13 protein-coding genes are annotated in these 17594 nt (G+C 67.0%); 4 read left to right on the forward strand and 9 right to left on the reverse strand.

Features of this window, described 5'->3' with window-relative positions:
- Positions 1-9: 9 nt before the first annotated feature.
- Together I5E68_RS17555 and pabB are read right to left on the reverse strand one after the other, a co-directional pair.
- The gene (locus I5E68_RS17555; RefSeq protein WP_197166883.1) at positions 10-1176 is read right to left on the reverse strand and encodes a pyridoxal phosphate-dependent aminotransferase; all 1167 of its coding nucleotides are present in this window, start codon (positions 1174-1176) and stop codon (positions 10-12) included.
- The gene (gene pabB, locus I5E68_RS17560) at positions 1176-3026 is read right to left on the reverse strand and encodes an aminodeoxychorismate synthase component I (protein ID WP_197166562.1); all 1851 of its coding nucleotides are present in this window, start codon (positions 3024-3026) and stop codon (positions 1176-1178) included. The genes I5E68_RS17555 and pabB overlap by 1 nt, the downstream gene beginning before the upstream one ends.
- 126 nt (positions 3027-3152) lie before the next feature.
- Between pabB and I5E68_RS17565 the strand changes: the two genes are divergently transcribed.
- On the forward strand, positions 3153-4751 hold the full coding sequence (locus I5E68_RS17565; RefSeq protein WP_197166565.1) for a helicase HerA-like domain-containing protein: 1599 nt from the start codon (positions 3153-3155) through the stop codon (positions 4749-4751).
- Positions 4752-4779: 28 nt separating this feature from the next.
- On the opposite strand, the gene I5E68_RS17570 is transcribed toward I5E68_RS17565, so the two are convergent.
- The 4 genes from I5E68_RS17570 to I5E68_RS17585 all read right to left on the reverse strand — a co-directional run bounded on the left by I5E68_RS17570 (position 4780) and on the right by I5E68_RS17585 (position 9641).
- The gene (locus I5E68_RS17570) at positions 4780-6201 is read right to left on the reverse strand and encodes a sensor histidine kinase (RefSeq protein WP_197166567.1); all 1422 of its coding nucleotides are present in this window, start codon (positions 6199-6201) and stop codon (positions 4780-4782) included.
- The gene (locus tag I5E68_RS17575) at positions 6198-6932 is read right to left on the reverse strand and encodes a response regulator (RefSeq protein WP_197166569.1); all 735 of its coding nucleotides are present in this window, start codon (positions 6930-6932) and stop codon (positions 6198-6200) included. Before I5E68_RS17575 ends, I5E68_RS17570 begins: the two co-directional genes overlap by 4 nt.
- A gap of 26 nt (positions 6933-6958) precedes the next feature.
- On the reverse strand, positions 6959-7609 hold the full coding sequence (locus tag I5E68_RS17580; RefSeq protein ID WP_197166571.1) for an EF-hand domain-containing protein: 651 nt from the start codon (positions 7607-7609) through the stop codon (positions 6959-6961).
- Between the two features lie 211 nt (positions 7610-7820).
- Positions 7821-9641, reverse strand: coding sequence for an aminopeptidase P family protein (locus tag I5E68_RS17585; RefSeq protein WP_197166573.1), 1821 nt, complete (start codon positions 9639-9641; stop codon positions 7821-7823).
- Positions 9642-9683: 42 nt separating this feature from the next.
- Here I5E68_RS17585 and I5E68_RS17590 point away from each other — a divergent pair, with 42 nt between their 5' ends.
- Both I5E68_RS17590 and I5E68_RS17595 read left to right on the forward strand, forming a co-directional pair.
- The gene (locus I5E68_RS17590) at positions 9684-11801 is read left to right on the forward strand and encodes a S9 family peptidase (protein ID WP_197166575.1); all 2118 of its coding nucleotides are present in this window, start codon (positions 9684-9686) and stop codon (positions 11799-11801) included.
- Positions 11798-12217, forward strand: coding sequence for an acyl-CoA thioesterase (locus tag I5E68_RS17595; RefSeq protein WP_197166577.1), 420 nt, complete (start codon positions 11798-11800; stop codon positions 12215-12217). Before I5E68_RS17590 ends, I5E68_RS17595 begins: the two co-directional genes overlap by 4 nt.
- Positions 12218-12221: 4 nt before the next feature.
- Here the strand turns inward: I5E68_RS17595 and I5E68_RS17600 are convergent, their stop codons facing one another.
- Positions 12222-13988 carry a sensor domain-containing diguanylate cyclase gene (locus I5E68_RS17600; protein WP_228727316.1) on the reverse strand — a complete coding sequence of 589 codons (1767 nt, stop codon included), beginning with the start codon at positions 13986-13988 and terminating at the stop codon, positions 12222-12224.
- Between the two features lie 80 nt (positions 13989-14068).
- Entirely contained in the window at positions 14069-15184 is a 1116-nt protein-coding gene (ald, locus tag I5E68_RS17605; protein ID WP_197166581.1) for an alanine dehydrogenase, read from the reverse strand.
- Positions 15185-15324: 140 nt separating this feature from the next.
- Between ald and I5E68_RS17610 the strand changes: the two genes are divergently transcribed.
- Positions 15325-15780 (forward strand): Lrp/AsnC family transcriptional regulator, encoded by a 456-nt coding sequence (locus I5E68_RS17610; protein WP_197166583.1) that lies wholly within the window; start codon positions 15325-15327, stop codon positions 15778-15780.
- On the opposite strand, the gene I5E68_RS17615 is transcribed toward I5E68_RS17610, so the two are convergent.
- Positions 15765-17549, reverse strand: a complete 1785-nt coding sequence (locus tag I5E68_RS17615) for a cation:proton antiporter domain-containing protein (protein ID WP_197166586.1) — start codon at positions 17547-17549, stop codon at positions 15765-15767. The two genes, I5E68_RS17610 and I5E68_RS17615, sit on opposite strands and share 16 nt — an antisense overlap.
- Positions 17550-17594: the final 45 nt, after the last annotated feature.

Raw genomic sequence — 17594 nt, forward strand, 5'->3', positions numbered from 1 at the left:
AAAAATCCGTTACGAGAGTGCCCCGGCGATCCGGCGCAGGGCTTCCTCGAGCCGCGCCTCGTCGGCGGCAAAGCTGATGCGAAAACCGTCGCGGCCGCCGAAGGCCGATGCGGGGACGATGGCGACGCCATTGTCGAGCAGGTGCAGCGCGAGCGCCATGTCGTCGTCGAACCGGTCCATCAGCGGCGATGCGTCCACCATGCAGTAGAACGCGCCGTCTGGCGTCGGCGTCGAGAGACCGGGGATCGCGTTGATCGCGGCGACCACCATGTCGCGCCGGGCACGGAACCGCTCGCGCCAGTCGGCGAGGAATTCCTGCGGCCCTTCGAGCGCGGCGACGGCGGCGGCCTGGCTGATCGAGCAGGGATTGCCCGAGGAATGCGACTGCAGCCGCTCCATCGCCCGGATCAGCCACTCCGGCCCCGCGGCAAGGCCGATGCGAAAGCCGGTCATGGCGTGGCTCTTCGAGACGCCCGAGATCGTCAGGATGCGATCGGCGAGATCGGGGCAGAGCGCGGCCAGCGTGACGTGCGGCGCGCCGGTGTAGTTGAGCGGGGCGTAGATGTCGTCGGAAAGCACCATGACGCGCGGATTGCGGCGCAGGACCTCGGCGATCGCGAGCAGCATCTCGGCGGGGTAGCACGCGCCGGTGGGATTGCCCGGGCTGTTGAGCATGAGCCACTGCGTGCGCGGCCCGATCTGTGCCTCGAAATCCGCGGCGCTGAACTGGAAGTTGTCCTTGGGCGCGGTGCGCAAGGGCACGACCTTGCCACCGGCGAAGCGGATGATCTCGGGATAGGAGACCCACCAGGGCGAGGGCACGATGACCTCCTCGCCCTCGCTGACGGTCGCCAGCATGGCGTGGAAGATCGCCTGCTTGCCGCCTGCGCTCACGGTCACCTGCGAGGTGGGCACGCTGATCCCGAGGTCGCGCTCGAAATGGAGCGCAGCGGCCTGCTTGAGGCGGGTGGTGCCCCCGACTGCGGTATAGCGCGTCTGCCCTGCATCGAGCGCGGCCTTGGCGGCCTCGATCACGTGCGCGGGCGATGGGAAGTCGGGTTCGCCGACCGAGAGCGAGATAACGTCGCGGCCCGCTTCGCGCAGCTGCGTCGCGCGGTCGGTCATCGCCGTCGTCTGCGAGGGCTGGATACGCCCGAGCGCGGTGGAAAGATGCATCATGCGAGCAACCTTGCAGGCAAGAGGCCGCGCAGGGCATTGCCGATGAAGAAACCGTCCGCGAGATCCGCGATGCGCACCTCGCCCTCGACGGCGCGGCCTTCCTCGATCAGGCTGCGGCGCAGCACGCCGGGCAGGAGGCCGAGGTCCGCACGCGGGGTGACGAGCACCCCGTCGCGTTCGACGAAGAGGTTGGTGAAGCTACCCTCGGTCACGAGGCCGTCGTCGCGCAGCAGCAGGGCTTCGTGTGCGCCGGCCTTGCGGGCGAGCCCGAGCGCGTCCTCGTAGAAGCCACGGTCGCTGGTCTTGTGACGCAGGCGCCAGTCGCCGCTGTCGACGGGCAGCGGCACGAGCGCGACCGTGACCGGCTCGGGCAGGAGCTCGGGCAGGGGTGCGAGTTCGAGCGCATAGGCGCCGCTGCGCCCGACCACGAGGCGCAGCTTCGAGGGCTCCTCGGCATCGAAGCACAGCGCCTGGATCGCGTTGCGTACCGCGTGGCGGTCGAAGGAAAAGCCGAGGGCTTCGGCGCTGGCGCGGATGCGCTCGATGTGCATCTCGAGCAGCGCGATGCCCTCGTCGGGGGTGAAGCGCATGGTCTCGATCAGGTCGAACCTCGCCGGTGAAGCGACCGATCCCTCGACCTGCCTGTCCGAACCGCGCACGAAACCCCCTTTGATCAGGCACTCCCGCCATTCGGGGAGCATGAGTGAATCGGCGACCACGGCCGATCCGACGCCGAGTACGGCCCGCCCGCCGAGCGGTGAGCCGCTAGCCGATGTGGTGCCGGATTTCTCCGGTAGCAGGCGAAGGGTGCGGATTGCCACATTAAAGACGGCATCGCCAGTAGGTTCGATCACACCGATCGCGCCGCAATAGAGGCCGCGCGGCGCTTCCTCGACCTCGTCGATCAGTTCCATCGCCCGGATCTTGGGGGCGCCGGTGATCGAGCCGCAGGGGAACAGCGCGCGCACGAGGTCGACCGGCCCCTTGCCGGGCAGGAGCTGCGCGCTGACCGAGGAGACCATCTGGTGGACGGTGGGGTAGCTCTCGATCGCGAAGGGGGCATCGACCCTGACGCTTCCGGCCTGTGCCACGCGCGCGATGTCGTTGCGCATGAGGTCGAGGATCATCAGGTTCTCGGCGCGGTCCTTGGCCGAAGCGGCGAGTTCGTCGCGCAACGCCGCGTCCTCGGCTTCGCTCCGTCCACGCGGGCGCGTGCCCTTCATCGGCCGCGCCGAGATCATGCCGTCCTCGAGCGCGAAGAACAGTTCGGGCGAGAAGCTGAGGTGCCAGTGCGCGCCGTCATTGATCAGCGCGCCGTATCCTGCCGCGGCAGCCGGGCGCAGCGCCGCGTAGAGCGCGATGGGATCGCCCTGCCAGGGGCCCTCGAGCGGGAAGGTGAGGTTGGCCTGGTAGATGTCGCCAGCCTCGATCGCCCCTTGCACGCGCTCGAAAGCCTCGGCGTAGTTGCCCGGCGCGATGCCCGGTTCGAGCGGACCGATCGCGGCGCTTTCGGGTCCGCCGCGCATCGAGAGCCATAAGGGCACCGCCTCGGCAGCAATCGTCTCGAAACCCGTGAAGGCGCCGAACCAGAGCAGTGGACCCAATGCCCCGCGGCCTGCGCTTTCGGCTCTTGCTGCAAGGCGCGGTTCGAGCGCGAGTCCGGCCTCGTAGGTCATGTAGCCGGCGAGATGATAGCCTTGCGCGCACAGCTGTTCGATGCGCTCGAGCGCGGGTGCGACCTCGTGCGGTGCGCGCGCCTGCACGATCTCGGCCGGCGCGCGGTAGAGGCGCGCATCGGCGGCGCCATTGGGGCGCGCATCGTCGAGGAGGATGAAAGGCTGGTTCATGCAAGGATCTCGCCGCGCCCCTTAGCGCCGGTTTTGCAAATGGCAAATTCCCTCTCGCCTCACCGGCGGTGCGACCTTATCACAAGTCACTCGGGTGAAATGGCAAAAGGGACGCAGCAGCACACCATGGGCGAAATCTACCTCGGCCTCGGCGGCAATGGCGAGCGGCAAAGCCTCCTTCTTTCGCGGGCCAACCGCCACGGCCTGATCGCGGGTGCGACGGGTACCGGCAAGACGGTGACGCTCCAGACCATCGCCGAGCAGTTCTCGAAGGCGGGCGTGCCCGTATTCATGGCCGACGTGAAGGGCGATCTCTCGGGCATCTCCATGGCAGGCAGCCCCAGCTTCAAGAACGCCGACAAGCTTGAGGGCCGCGCCAGGGAGATCGGCATCACCGACTATGCCTATGCCGACAACCCGGCAGTGTTCTGGGACATCTACGGCAAGCAGGGGCACCCGATCCGCACCACCATCTCCGAAATGGGGCCGCTGCTGCTCGCGCGGCTGATGGACCTCAACGACACGCAGGAAGGCGTGCTCCAGATCGTCTTTCGTTTCGCCGACGAACAGGGCCTCCTGCTGCTCGACCTTGCCGACCTGCAGGCGATGCTCGCCTTCACCGCCGAGAACGCCTCCGAGCTCTCGGCGAAATACGGCAATGTCACCAAGGCAAGCGTCGGTGCGATCCAGCGCCAGCTGCTCTCGCTGGAGGCGCAAGGGGCGGGGCAGTTCTTCGGCGAACCTGCGCTCGAGATCGAGGACTTCATCAAGTGCGACGAGAACGGGCGCGGCATCGTCAACGTGCTCGCCGCAGATACGCTCATGCGCAGCCCCAAGCTCTATGCGACCTTCCTGCTCTGGCTGCTCTCCGAACTCTTCGAGGCGCTGCCCGAGGTCGGCGATCCGGAAAAGCCGAAGCTGGTGTTCTTCTTCGACGAGGCGCACCTGCTCTTCGACGATGCGCCCAAGGCGCTTACCGACACCGTCGAGACGGTGGTGCGGCTGATCCGCTCGAAGGGCGTGGGTGTCTACTTCGTCACGCAGAACCCGGTCGACATTCCCGAAGAGATCGCAGGCCAGCTCGGCAATCGCGTCCAGCATGCGCTGCGCGCCTTTACCGTGCGCGACAAGAGGGCGATCAAGGCGGCGGCAGAAACCTTCCGCATCAATCCCGAGCTCGACGTCGAGGCGGCGATCACGGAACTGAAGGTGGGCGAGGCGCTGGTCTCGACGCTCGACGAGGACGGTGCGCCCGGCGTCGTCCAGCGCACGCTGATCGCCCCGCCGCGCTCTCGCCTTGGGCCGGTGACGCCCAAGGAGCGCGCGATTGTCCAGTCGATCAGCCCGTTCGAGGGCAAGTACGAGGAGGCCGTCGACCGCGAGAGCGCCGAAGAGGTGCTCGCTGCCAAGGCCGCCGACGCCGCAGTCACTGCCGAGGAAGTCGCCGAGAAGGGCGAGGCCGAAGTGCGCAAGCGCGAGCGGCGCAGTCCGAGCTTGTGGGACGGTCTGGGCGGCAAGGTCGCCAAGGCAGCGGCGGGAGCTGCGGCCTCGAGTGCGGGCGCGATCCTCGCGCAGAAGCTGCGCGGCAAGAAGAGCCGCGCCAATCCGGGCGCTTCGGCCGCCAGCGCGGCTGCGGGGACGGTCGGCTCTGCGCTCGAGAAGGCGATCGGCATTCCCGGCATCGGCCGCTTCGCGCGCAACCTCATCGGCGGGCTGATGCGCTAGGCGACGCGCCCGGCTGGCGTGACGAGCGTCAGCCCAGCGGGATCGTCAGCCGCGCACGCAGTCCCTCGATCGCGCCACCGGCATCGTAGCGGTTGGTCAGCACCAGTGCGCCGCCGTGCTGGTCGGCAATCGCACGTGCCAGCGCTAGGCCCAGGCCTGCGCCGCCGGTAGCCGAATTGCGCGAGGGATCGCCGCGGGTGAAGGGGTTCATCATCGCTTCGATAGAGTCCTCGGGAATGCCTGGGCCATCGTCGTCGATCACGATTACCGCCGCGCCGTTCTCCTTCGAAAGCGAGACCCGGGCGCGTTCGCCGTAACGCAGTGCGTTGCCGATGAGATTGCGCAATGCGCGGCGCAGCCAGGTCGGGCGCAGTTCGAGCGCCATGCGGCTGGTCTCTCCCAGATCGACCGGCTCGCCCATGTCCTCGTATTCCTCGACGACGGAGGCGACCAGCGCGGAGAGTTCGTTGCGTTCGAGCGGGTCGCTCGGGCGACCGACGCGCGCCAGCGAGAGGATGTCGTCGAGCGTGCGCACGATGTCCTCGATGGTCGTCGCCATGCGCGCACGCTCGATATCGTCTTCGACCGATTCGATGCGCACGCGCAGCGCCGCCAGCGGGGTCTTGAGATCGTGGCCGATCGCGCCGAGCATCACGTCCTTCTCGTCGAGCATGTCGACGATGCGCGTTTCCAGCGCGTTGTGCGCGACGATCAGGCGGTGGACGTCGTCGGGGCCCGAGGGCTCGACCTGTCCGGCAAGGTCGCGCGTTGCCGAGAACTGCTCGACACGGCGGGTGAGTGCGGCGAGCGGGCGGCTCATCCGGCGCAGGATCAGGGCGACCGCGCCGACCAGCACGATATAGATGATCACCGTCTGGAGGATGAGCGGGAACAGCAGGATGTTGACCGCGCGCGGCGAACGTACGCGGGTCACCAGCCAGTCACGGCCGTCTTGTGGAAGCACGCCGACAACCAGTAGGTGATTCTCGAAGATTTCCTCGAGATCGTGGCCAGTGCGATTGTGCCAGTGCGCATGCTTCTCGATCCAGCCGCGCGCGACAGGATCGTGGCGCAGCCGGCGGTGGACGATGACGATTTGCGAGGCGGCGAAGTTCTGGTCGTTGAGAATCTTGGCGAACTGCTCTTCGGCACCGCGATCGCGTCGCTCGTTTTCCGCCGCCGGGGAGACGGGGCTGCGTTCGACCGGGAACCCGCGCGGAGGCGGTCCACCAAAGGGTGCACCGTCCGGTTTGCGGGTACGGCGCAGCGATTCGAACCCGCGCGTCTCGACGATCATGCGGAAAGCGGCGGCATTGAGCATGCCGCTCTCGTAGCTCTCGCGCTGTGCGCTGTAGATCAGGAAGGCGCTCAGTGCCTGCACGAGCAGCAGCGCGGCGGCGACCGCGAGCAGCATCTGCCCCATGAGGCTGCGCGGGAACACAGACCTCATTCGGCTTCGATCGGTACGCGGCGCACGTCGGCGGCAAGCATGTAGCCCCCACCCCAGACTGTCTGGATCAGCTGCGGGTTACGGCTGTCGACCTCGATCTTGCGGCGCAGGCGGCTGACCTGGTTGTCGACCGCGCGGTCGAACAGGTGCGCCTCGCGGCCCTGCACCATGTCGAGCAGGCGGTCGCGGTTGAGCACCTGGCGCGGGTGTTCGAGGAACGCCATGAGCAGGCGGAACTCGACCGACGAGATCGCGACGTTGGCGCCTTCGGCATCGGTCAGCCGGCGCTTGAGCGGATCGAGCGTCCAGCCCTCGAAAGCGAACGCCTCGTCCTCGACCGCCGGGGCGGCGATACGGCTGGCGCGGCGCAGGACGCTGCGGATGCGCGCGACCAGTTCGCGCGGCTCGAACGGCTTCACGACATAATCGTCCGCGCCGATCTCGAGCCCGACGATGCGGTCGGTCGCCTCGCCGCGCGCGGTGAGGAAGATTACCGGGATGTCCTGGGCCTCGACGAGGTGGCGGCAGAACGAGAGCCCGTCCTCGCCCGGCATCATGATGTCGAGCAGGACGAGGTCGGGTCGGTGGTCGCGCAGCCAGGTGCGGGCCTCGGCGGCGCTGCTGGCCTGGGTAACGCCGAAACCCTGGCGCGAGAGATACTCGGCCAGGGGTTCGCGAAGGGCGGCCTCGTCGTCGACGAGGAGCACCCCGATGGGCGCGGTGTCGTTCATTGCAGTCCTTTGTCCGCGCCCGTGTATCAGTTGGCCGAGCCGGTCGGAGCAGGCTTGGGCGTGCCCTTCCTGGCCTTCCACATGGCCTTCATCTTCTCGTGGGCAGCCTTGCGTTCTTCGGCAGTTACCTTGCCGTCCTTGTCGCTGTCCATCATGTCGAAGTGCTTCATCGAAGCGGCGGTGAACTCGGCCTGGGTAACGGCGCCGTCCTTGTCGGTGTCGGCCATCATCATCATGCCGCCGGGGCCGCGAGCGTGATGCATGCGACCATGACGCTTGCCTTCACCGCGCATTCCCGCGTGGTGCCTGCCGCCGCGCTCACCGTCCATGCCCGGACCACCGCGACGACCGTCACCGGGGCCCTTGGCAGCCATGAACTCGGCCTTCGAGATCGATCCGTTCTTGTCGGTGTCGAGACGCGCGAACATCTCTTCCTTGCGCTGGGTCCGGCGCGCTTCGCGGTCGGCTGCGTCGATCTTGCCGTCTTTGTTCACGTCCATGCGGGTGAACATCGCGGCAGCCGAAGCCTGAGCCTCGGCGCGGGTGACGACGCCATCGCCGTCTGCGTCCATCATCGGACCGTGACGGCCGGGACCGCCCTGGGCATAGGCAAAGCCGCCAAGGGCGAGGGCGCCGGCCGAAAGGCCCAGTGCAACCTTCTTCATCGAAATCTTCATGGCAATTCTCTCTCTCGCAAACAGATGTCGCGAAAGTCGCCGGGCGAGGGAAGGGACAGGGAGGGGCCCGGTGACTTTCTGAAACCCTTTCTAAGCCCGGCTTGTCGCGCAGCTATGCCGGGTGACAGCGAAATTGTACCCAATTGTGTCACCCTGACAGAGCCGTTCATGGCGAAGAAAGATCGTGCGCCATCGCGCAGGTCTTACTGCCTCACAGCGGTGCGCACTGGGCTTCGAGCCAGTCGAGAGCCGCCCCCTCGAGCTGCGGCGCGATGAGTGCGCGCACCTTGGCGTGATACGCGTTCCACCAGGTGACCTCGGCCTTGGTGAGCAGGCTCGTGTCGACGAGACGGCGCTCGATCGGCACGAAAGTCAGCGTTTCAAAACCGTAGTAGTCGCCCTCGGAACCGGGAATCTCGCGCTCCACCACCAGCACGAGGTTCTCAATACGAATCCCGTATTCACCCGCCTTGTAATAGCCCGGCTCGTTCGAAAGGATCATGCCGGGCAGCAGAACCTGGTCGGTGCCCGGCTGGCCACTGCCCGCCTTGGAGATGCGCTGGGGGCCTTCGTGGACGCCGAGGAAGCTGCCGACGCCGTGACCGGTGCCGTGGGCATAGTCGACCCCCGCCTGCCACAGCGCATGGCGCGCGAGCACGTCGAGCTGGCTGCCGGCGGTGTTTTTCGGAAAGATCGCGGTATCGAGCGCGATGTGCCCCTTGAGCACGCGGGTGAAGCGGTCCTTGACCTCGGCGCCGGGCTCGCCCGGGCCGATCCACACGGTACGGGTGATGTCGGTAGTCCCGGCCGGATACTGGCCGCCCGAATCGACGAGGTAGACCGAGTTCGGGGCGAGTTCGAGGTCGCTTTCCTCGCTCACCGCGTAGTGCGGCAGCGCGGCGTGCGGCCCTGCGCCCGAGATGGTGTTGAACGAGGTATCGCGCAGGTCCGCGCTCATCTCGCGAAAGCCGAGCAGCCTGGCGGCGGCGGAGAGTTCGGTGACTCCGCCCTTGGGCGCTGCTTTGTCGAGCCAGTGAAGGAAGCGCGAGACCGCTGCGCCGTCGCGCTCCTGTGCGTCGCGATGGCCCTGCTGCTCGACCGGGTTCTTGATCGCCTTGGGCAGGATCACCGGGTCGCGCGCCTCGACGATCTCGGCCCCGGCATGGTTGAGCGCGTGGAAGATCGCGGCGACCGCATTGTCGGGGTCGAGCGAGACGCGCTTGCCCGCGAGGCACTCGAGCCCGGAGACGAAGCCCTCGCGCGGGAGGATCGAGACCGCATTGCCCAGGTGCTGGCGCAGTTCGGGCGTGACCTTCTCCTCGGCGATGAACAGATCGGCGGTGCCGTCACTATGAGCGATCACGTAGGACAGCGCGACGGGCGTATGGACCACGTCGGTGCCGCGGATGTTGAGCAGCCAGGCGATCGAATCGAGCGCGGTGATGACCGTCGCATCGAGCTTCTTTTCCGCGAGCCACTCGGCGACCATCGCGCGCTTGGCCTCGCTCGAGCGGCCAGCGAACACGTCGCCGTGGACGAGTGCGGGCGCGGGCGAGGGGGCGGGCTGGTCGTCCCACACCGCATCGATGGGGTTGCCCTCGACCGCGACGAGCTTGCCGCCCTTGGCCGCGATTGCCTTGTCCGCGACCTCGGTCCAGCGCGAGCCGTGCAGCCAGGCATCGTAGCCGATCGCCGCGCCCTCGGGCGCATGTTCGGCGAGCCACTGGGCGATGCTGGTCTGGGGAATGCTCTCGTAGGAATAGAGCCGCGGGTCGACCTGCTCGCGCACCTGGATGGTGTAGCGCCCGTCGGTGAACATCGCGGCGGCAGGCTCGCGCGTCGCATCGGTGAGCACGACCGCGGAACCGGCCGAGCCGCCGAAGCCGGTCAGCCAGGCGAGGCGCTGGGCATAGGCGCCCACGTATTCGCTCATGTGTTCGTCGGAGATCGGGATCACGAAGCCGTCGAGGCCGCGGGACTTGAGTTCCTTGCGCAGCGCATCGAGGCGCGCTTCGTGGGTATTCATCAGCATGTTTTTTCCGTCCGGCTTGCGGGAGTCATGGCGCAAACATAGATGCAGGGCATGGCAGATTCCACCCAGACCCTCGCCGCCGCTCCGCGCGCGCCCAAGAAAACCCGCGAATTCAGTCTGCACGGCCAGACCGTGAGCGACGACTACGCCTGGCTGCGCGATCCCGGCTACCCCGAGGTCACCGACAAGGAGGTGCTCGCTCACCTCGAGGCGGAGAACCGCTGGTTCGAGGCGCGCATGGCGCCGCAGGCGAGCCGCATCGACGCGCTGTTCCGCGAAATGCGCGCGCGCATTAAGGAGGCCGACACCTCGGTGCCGCAGAAGGACGGCGACTATTTCTACTGGATCGAGTTCGAGGAAGGCGCCGAATACAAGAAGTGGTGGCGTCGGCCGGTCTCGGCAGGCGCCGATGTAACCCTCGATCCCGCGGCCAACCAGCTGATCCTCGACGAGGTCGCGCTGGCCGAGGGCAAGGAATACTTCCGCCTCGGCGCGCTTTCGGTAAGTGCCGATGGGCGCCTGCTCGCCTATTCTATCGACGACAACGGTTCGGAGCGCTTCACCGCGCGGATCAGGAACCTCGTCACCGGCGAGATGCTGCCCGACGAGATTCCGGGCACGCTTTCCTCGCTCGTCTGGGTCGCTGGCGACAAGGGCCTCGTCTACTCGCTCGCCAACGAGCACTGGCGCACCGACAATGCCCGCCTGCACTGGCTGGGCGATCCGCTCGACAAGGATGTCGAGCTCTACCACGAGGATGACGATGGCTTCCGTGTCGGCGCCTCGCTCACGGCGAACGAGAAGTGGCTGGTCATTGGCTCGAGCGATCACGAGACGAGCGAGGTGCGCCTCGTCCTCGCCGCCGATCCGCTCGGTGACCAGATACTCGTGCGCAAGCGCGAGAAGGGTGTCGAGTACGACGTCGACGAGCGCGAGGGCGTGCTCTACGTCCATGCCAACGATACCCACGAGAACTTCCGCGTCGCCACGGCACCGCTCGACAATCCGTCCGAGTGGACCACGCTGATCGCGGGTAGCGACGAATTCTACCTCACCGGCTTCGACCTGTTCCGCGACTTCTTCGTGGTCGAGGGGCGCGAGCGCGGGCTCGACCGGATCGCGGTGCACTACTACGACGATCCCGAGCGGATCGAGGCGATCGATTTCCCCGAGGCGACCTATTCGGCGGGGCTGGGCAACAATCCCGAGTGGCACATGGACAAGCTGCGCCTGTCCTACGAATCGATGGTCAAGCCTTCCTCGGTGATGGACTACGACGTTGCCGCAAGAAGCCTCGAGACGCTCAAGGTCCAGGAAATCCCTTCGGGCTACGACGAGGACCTCTACGCTACCGAGCGGCTCGAGATCGAGGCGCGTGACGGGACGATGATCCCGGTCTCGATCGTCTACCGCAAGGACCGGCGTGACACGCTCGGGCGCGAGGGCGGACCGCTCTACCTTTACGGCTACGGTGCCTACGGCATCTCGATCGACCCCGGCTTCTCGACCAGTCGCCTCAGCCTCGTCGACCGCGGCTTTGCCTATGCCATCGCGCATATCCGTGGCGGCGACGACATGGGCCGGGCCTGGTACAAGGCGGGCAAGCTCGAGCGGCGCACCAATACCTTCAACGACTTCGTCGACTGCGCGAAGGGACTGGTCGCGCGCGGCTTCACCTCGGCAGGCGAGATTGCCATCGCGGGCGGTTCGGCAGGCGGCGAGCTGATGGGGGCGGTGATCAATTCCGACCCCGAGCTGTTCGGCGCGGTGGTCGCGCACGTGCCCTTCGTCGACGTGCTCAACACCATGCTCGACGAGACCCTGCCGCTCACCCCGGGCGAATGGCCCGAGTGGGGCAACCCGATCGAGGATGCCGAGGCCTTCGCGCATATCCTGAGCTACAGCCCCTACGACCAGGTGAGGGCGCAGGCCTATCCGCCCCTGATGGTCACCGCCGGCCTCAACGACCCGCGCGTGACTTACTGGGAGCCGGCCAAGTGGGTCGCGCGCCTGCGCGAGCTGAAGACCAACGACAACGAGCTGATCCTCAAGACCAACATGGGTGCGGGCCACGGCGGCAAGTCGGGCCGCTTCGAGAGCCTGAAGGAAACCGCCGAGGAGTTCGCCTTCATCTTGTGGCAGCTCGGCATCGAGGGATGAGCGAGGGCGCTGCACCCAAGGACGAGGGCTTCACCATGACCTTCACCGCGCTGGGCGAGCACATCGACCAGCTCGGCCACGTCAACAATGCGGTCTGGGTGCAGTGGATGGAGCAGATCGCGGTGAGCCACTGGGAAGCCGTCGCGCTGCCCGAGTGGCAGGCCGCGTACGTCTGGGTCGTGACCCGCCACGAGATCGACTATCGCGGCAACATCCGCGAGGGCGAGAGCGTGACGGCGCGCACCTTCATCCCCGATGCGCCCAGCGGGGCGCGTTTCGACCGCTGCGTCGAATTCATTGATGCGCGCGGCAGGACCGTGGTGCGCTCGCGCACGACCTGGGCGATGATCGCGCAGGAAACAGGGCGCATCATGCGTGTCCCCGCCGAGATCACCGCGCGCTTCTTCGTGGACTGAAAACTCAGTGCAGACTGATGACGTTGCCTGAGGCGGGTATCGCCACGGGCACGCCTGCCGCTGCCTCGGCCATGCTCAATTCGCGCATCGATCGGTTGCGCCCTGCGGCCTTGGCCGCATAGAGCAGGCTGTCGCAGCGGCTGTAGAGCGTCGCGAAGCGCGTAGGGCCGGTCATCGTCACCATCCCCATGCTGGCAGTCACGAGGCCATCGAGCCCGGGGACCTCGTTGGCGATGCGCGCGGGGATCGAGGTGCGGCGACGTTCGGCGCGCTCGGGAGCATCCTCACCGCGCATCAGCAGCAGGAATTCCTCGCCGCCCAGACGCACCGCAATGGTGTCCTCGTCGGGCATCAGGGCCAGCGCGACCGCGCGCAGCACGGCATCGCCGGTGGCATGGCCCATGGTGTCGTTGACGCGCTTGAAATGGTCGAGATCGATGATCGCCATGGTCTGATAGCCCTCGCGGGTGAGGCGCGCATAACGCTCCTCGAAGCCGCGACGATTGTACAGACCGGTCAGCGGGTCGCGCTCGGCAAGGTTCTCCAGCACCTTGGACTGCGCGACGGCATGGTCGCGCTGGTTCTTGATCGCCATGAAGCGGTCTGCCGCGCCCAGCGAGGTGACGATGACCTCGAAGGCAATCGAGAGATGCTGCTCGACCATGAAGCCGAGCGGGGCCTCGGTCATGCCGAGCAGCGAGGCGATGCGGCTGAGCGCGGTCGCGATGAGCGGTGCCCAGCCGATGATCTGGAACCAGACCGTACGGCTGCCGCGCAGCGCGGCGGTCACCATCGAGCCGAGCAGAACCGCGAGGACCGGGATGAAGGCGAGGTAGTAGAGGTCCGCCACGCTGGGCAACAACGGTCCCGAGGCGAACAGGTAGTAGACCGTCCAGAAGGCCATCCAGGGCGTCAGTGCATCGAGCGCGCGGCGCTGGTAGCGCGGCAGCATGCCCGGCTCGACGAGGTCAGCGAAGAACTGCGCGGCGGCGACGATGGTGGTGGCTATGCTGAGCGAGGACAGCAGGCTGATCTGCATCAGCGAAAGCGAGGCGAAACGGTTGACCAGCCCGCTGGTGACGACGGTCTGGATCAGCATCGAGAAGACCGCGAGTGCGTGCCATAGGACGAAGCGCTGGCGCAGCACGCGGTAGAACGCGAAGTTCAGGACCAGTGGCATGCACATGAGCCCGCATAGTGCGGCCAGCACCAGTTCGCGGATTGCTGCGGCCTGGGGGCCAGCCGGTGGCTCGACGCTCATGTCGGAGAAGATGCCCGGATGACGCGCCCCCTCGACCTCGACGACATAGGCGCTGACCGGCCCCTTCAGTCGCGGCAGCGGCATGTGCATGATCCAGCGAGTACTCGAAAACGTCAGGTCGTCGTGATCGATGGCGATGCGCGCCGTGCTGCTGTCTTGGCCGATGGCCGTGATCCAGATTTTCTCGAAGCGGGTCAGGCGCGTTGCGAGAACATCCCCAGAAGCGGGATCGTGCCCTGCCATGTCGATCCGCACGAGCGTCGAGCGGCTCCCGCTGATCGGCCACGTCGCGCCGGTGCAGTCCCACTTGCCAGGATCGCCGGCGAGCACAGCCGTGGAGCGGCCGCGCTGGCTGGCCTGCGGTGCCAGCGCGGTACACAGCCCTCCCGGGGCGAAACCGTGCGTAGCGTCAGCGTTCGTGGAAAGGGCGGGGGCCGCGAGCACGGGCTGCGCGAAGACGACGCAAAGGGCCCATAGCAAGAATCGGAAAAGGCGCGCCCCATGGAACATGATTGCTCCATGGGGCAGCGTGCTCAATACAAGGTTAACGACCTTGGATTTTGACTTAAGTTAGAATGCCGATGGGTCGATCAACCGATGAGGTCGGCGGTCGGCCGGTAGGCATAGCCCAGTTCGCGGGCGACCGCCTCGTAGGTCACTTCGCCGGCATGGACGTTGAGGCCCTCGGCAAGATGCGGGTTGCGCGCGAGTGCGGCCTTCCAGCCAAGGTCCGCGATGGCCAGGGCATGGGGCAGGGTCACGTTGTTGAGCGCATAGGTGCTGGTGCGCGCGACCGCGCCGGGCATGTTGGCGACGCAGTAGTGGACGATGCCGTCGACGGTGAAGATCGGCTCGGCATGGGTGGTCGCGCGGCTGGTCTCGAAGCAGCCGCCCTGGTCGATGGCGACGTCGACGAGCACCGCGCCCTGCTTCATCGTGCCCAGCATATCGCGGGTGACGAGCTTGGGTGCGGCGGCACCCGGGATCAGCACCGCGCCGATCACGAGGTCGGCCTCGGCGACGCTCTCAGCAAGGTTGGCGGTGCTGGCGAAACGGGTCTTGGCGCGGGCTTCGAAGTGGTTGCCGAGGCGCTCGAGCACGTCGGGGTTGCGGTCGAGGATGGTCACGTCCGCGCCCAGCCCCGCGGCCATTTGCGCGGCGTTGAAGCCGACCACGCCGCCGCCGATCACCGCGACCTTGCCCGGCATGACGCCCGGAACGCCGCCGAGCAGCACACCGCGTCCGCCATTGGCCTTCTCGAGCGCGGTCGCACCTGCCTGGACCGACATGCGACCCGCGACCTGGCTCATCGGCTTGAGCAGCGGCAGCGAGTTGCCGGGGCCGGTGACCGTCTCGTAGGCGATCGCGGTCACGCCCGACTTGACGAGATCGGCGGTCTGCGCGGCATCGGGCGCGAGGTGCAGGTAGGTATAGAGGATCTGGCCCTCGCGCAGCATCGCGCGCTCGGGGGCCAGCGGCTCCTTGACCTTAACGATCATGTCGCAACCGGCGAAGACTTCGGCAGCGGTGGCGATGATTTTCGCGCCGACTGCTTCGTAGGCCGCGTCCTTTGCACCGATGCCGAGGCCCGCACCGGCCTCGACCCAGACCTCGTGGCCGTGCGCGATCAGTTCGAAGGCGCTCTCGGGGGTGAGGCCAACGCGGTATTCGTGGTTCTTGATTTCCTTGACGGTGCCGACGCGCATCCTGGTTCTCCCCATGGAGTGTGAGTGTTTCACCAGAGATTACACCGCCGGGCTCGCAAGGTTTCGCCGTTTTGTGGCTTGCGCGGAAATCTTCATGCGATATTTTTGCGGAAAATTTTGCCTGAGTAGGAAATTTTATCGTGGATCGTACCGACCGGGCCTTGCTCGCAGCGCTGCAGGCCGATTCCTCGCGTTCGGTCGCCGAGCTGTCCGAACGCGTCCATCTCTCGCCCTCGGCATGTCACCGCCGGATCAAGGCGCTCGAGGAGCAGGGTGTGATCGCGGGCTACGTCGCCCGGCTCGATGCGCGCAAGATCGGACTGCCCGCCGAAGTCATGGTCGAGATCACGCTCAATTCGCAGAGTAGCGAGGCGATGGAGCGCTTCGAGCGCGCGGTTTGCGATTTCGACGACATCCTCGAATGCAACCTGATGAGCGGGGGCGCGGATTACCAGCTGCGCGTCGCGGCAGCCGGGCTCGACCACTACGAGCGCATCCATCGCGACTGCCTCTCGCGCCTACCCGGGGTATCCTCGATGAAGACCAGCTTCTCGCTGCGCCGGGTCAAGCGCTTTGCGGGCTATTCGGTGCCCTGATCGGACTCGCCATCGCGGTCGTTGCGCATCGGGCTGGTGATGATGCGATCGTGCGCGGCGCGGATGTCGCCTGCCTCATGCTGGAGCGAGAGGCGTTCCTTGTCGAGCCGGCGATAGGTCGCCTCGGCCTTGTCGATGTCCTCGATCGAAAGCCCGAGGCCATCGAGCGCGGAGCGCGCCAGCGTGACCGCCGAGCCCAGTACCTCGCGCACCATGAAAGTGACCGGCGCGCTCTTGAGGCGCAGCAGCGAGCGGCGATCGTAGACCCGCGCATAGATGCGCGCCTGCGGGAAGGTGCTCTGGACTTCGCGCAGGAAAGCCTCGTCGAGCTGGTCCTTGTCGATGCAGAAGGCGATCACTTGTGCATCGCTCCCGCCCGCCTGGCGCAGCATGTCGAGCCGGGTGCCGTCGCCGAACCAGACCTGCGCGCCGAAATTGCGCGCAGCGTCGATCATCGCGATGTCGGTATCGATCAGGGTGACCGCGATTTCGGCGGCATTGAGCATCTGCGCGACGGTCTGGCCGAAGCGGCCATAGCCCACCACGATCGCGCTCGATCCGTCGGCGCGCGGCCCTTCGCGTTCCTGCGCCTTGCCCTGCGGGGTCTCGCGGATGCGGCGGGTCGCCATCATCAGGAACGGGGTGGTGACCATCGAGAGGGTGACGATCGCGCCGAACAGGCTCGCAGCCTCGGACTGGACCAGCATCGCCTGGCTGGCTTGCGCGAAAAGCACGAAGCCGAACTCGCCGCCCTGGCTGAGCAGCAGGCCGAGCGCGAGGGCGCCGCGCCATGGCATGCGAAAGGCCAGCGCGAGGCCGAAGATGATCGCCGCCTTCACCGCGATCAGGGTCAGGGCCATGCTGACGACGAACAGCGGATGCTCGGCGATGGCGGAGAGGTCGAGCATCATGCCCACGGCCATGAAGAACAGGCCGAGCAGGATCGAGCGGAACGGCTCGACGTCGGCCTCGAGCTCGTGGCGATAGGGCGAATCGGCGAGCATGACCCCGGCGATGAAGGCGCCGAGCGCGGTCGAGAGGCCGAGGGCCTGCATCAGCGCGGCTGAGGCGATCACCGTGAACAGCGCGGCGAAGACGAACATCTCGCGCTCGCCGAGATTGCCGATCAGGCGGAACAGCGGGCGGATGACGAAGCGCCCCGCCGCGATGAGACCGGCGATGGCGAGCAGCGTCATCACTGCGAGCTGCCATCCCGGCGGCCCTTCGGGCAGCGCCGGGTTGCGGTTCATCGCCGCGATGATCGTGATCAGCGGGATGATCGAGAGGTCCTGGAACAGCAGGATCGCGAAGGCGCGCTCGCCAAAGGGGCTGTTGAGCCTTCCCGCGCTCTGCAGCATCGGCAGGACCTGCGCGGTCGAGGAGAGGCCGAGCGGCAAGCCGAGCGCGAGGGCGGCCTGCAGCGTGAACGGCGTGAAGAAATAGATCACCGCAGATACCGCGAGGCCGCACAAGGCGACCTGCAGCAGGCCGAGCCCGAAGATCTCGTGGCGCATGCGCCACAGCCGTCGCGGTGCGAGTTCGAGGCCGACGACGAAGAGCAGCAGGGTGATGCCCAGTTCGGCAATGCCGATCTTGCTTTCCGGGTCACCGATCAGGCCGAGCGCGGAAGGACCGAGAATGGCGCCTGCAAGCAGGTAGCCCAGCGTCGCGCCGAGGCCGAGGCGGCGGAACAGCAGGACGAATATGAGGGCCGTGCCCAGGAGGAAGAAGCCGTCCTGCAGAAGGAAAGCCTGACCGTGATCTTCCATGGTGTCCTTCCGGGCGCGTTCCAGGTCTTTGGGAAAGCGCGAAGT

The organism is Novosphingobium aureum (genome assembly GCF_015865035.1).
Lineage (GTDB): Bacteria > Pseudomonadota > Alphaproteobacteria > Sphingomonadales > Sphingomonadaceae > Novosphingobium > Novosphingobium aureum.

Coding starts and splice junctions, on each gene's coding strand:
- I5E68_RS17555 (WP_197166883.1), bottom strand. CDS start 1,176: ATGCATCTTTCCACCGCGCTCGGGCGTATCCAGCCCTCGCAGACGACG.
- pabB (WP_197166562.1), bottom strand. CDS start 3,026: ATGAACCAGCCTTTCATCCTCCTCGACGATGCGCGCCCCAATGGCGCC.
- I5E68_RS17565 (WP_197166565.1), top strand. CDS start 3,153: ATGGGCGAAATCTACCTCGGCCTCGGCGGCAATGGCGAGCGGCAAAGC.
- I5E68_RS17570 (WP_197166567.1), bottom strand. CDS start 6,201: ATGAGGTCTGTGTTCCCGCGCAGCCTCATGGGGCAGATGCTGCTCGCG.
- I5E68_RS17575 (WP_197166569.1), bottom strand. CDS start 6,932: ATGAACGACACCGCGCCCATCGGGGTGCTCCTCGTCGACGACGAGGCC.
- I5E68_RS17580 (WP_197166571.1), bottom strand. CDS start 7,609: ATGAAGATTTCGATGAAGAAGGTTGCACTGGGCCTTTCGGCCGGCGCC.
- I5E68_RS17585 (WP_197166573.1), bottom strand. CDS start 9,641: ATGCTGATGAATACCCACGAAGCGCGCCTCGATGCGCTGCGCAAGGAA.
- I5E68_RS17590 (WP_197166575.1), top strand. CDS start 9,684: ATGCAGGGCATGGCAGATTCCACCCAGACCCTCGCCGCCGCTCCGCGC.
- I5E68_RS17595 (WP_197166577.1), top strand. CDS start 11,798: ATGAGCGAGGGCGCTGCACCCAAGGACGAGGGCTTCACCATGACCTTC.
- I5E68_RS17600 (WP_228727316.1), bottom strand. CDS start 13,988: ATGTTCCATGGGGCGCGCCTTTTCCGATTCTTGCTATGGGCCCTTTGC.
- ald (WP_197166581.1), bottom strand. CDS start 15,184: ATGCGCGTCGGCACCGTCAAGGAAATCAAGAACCACGAATACCGCGTT.
- I5E68_RS17615 (WP_197166586.1), bottom strand. CDS start 17,549: ATGGAAGATCACGGTCAGGCTTTCCTTCTGCAGGACGGCTTCTTCCTC.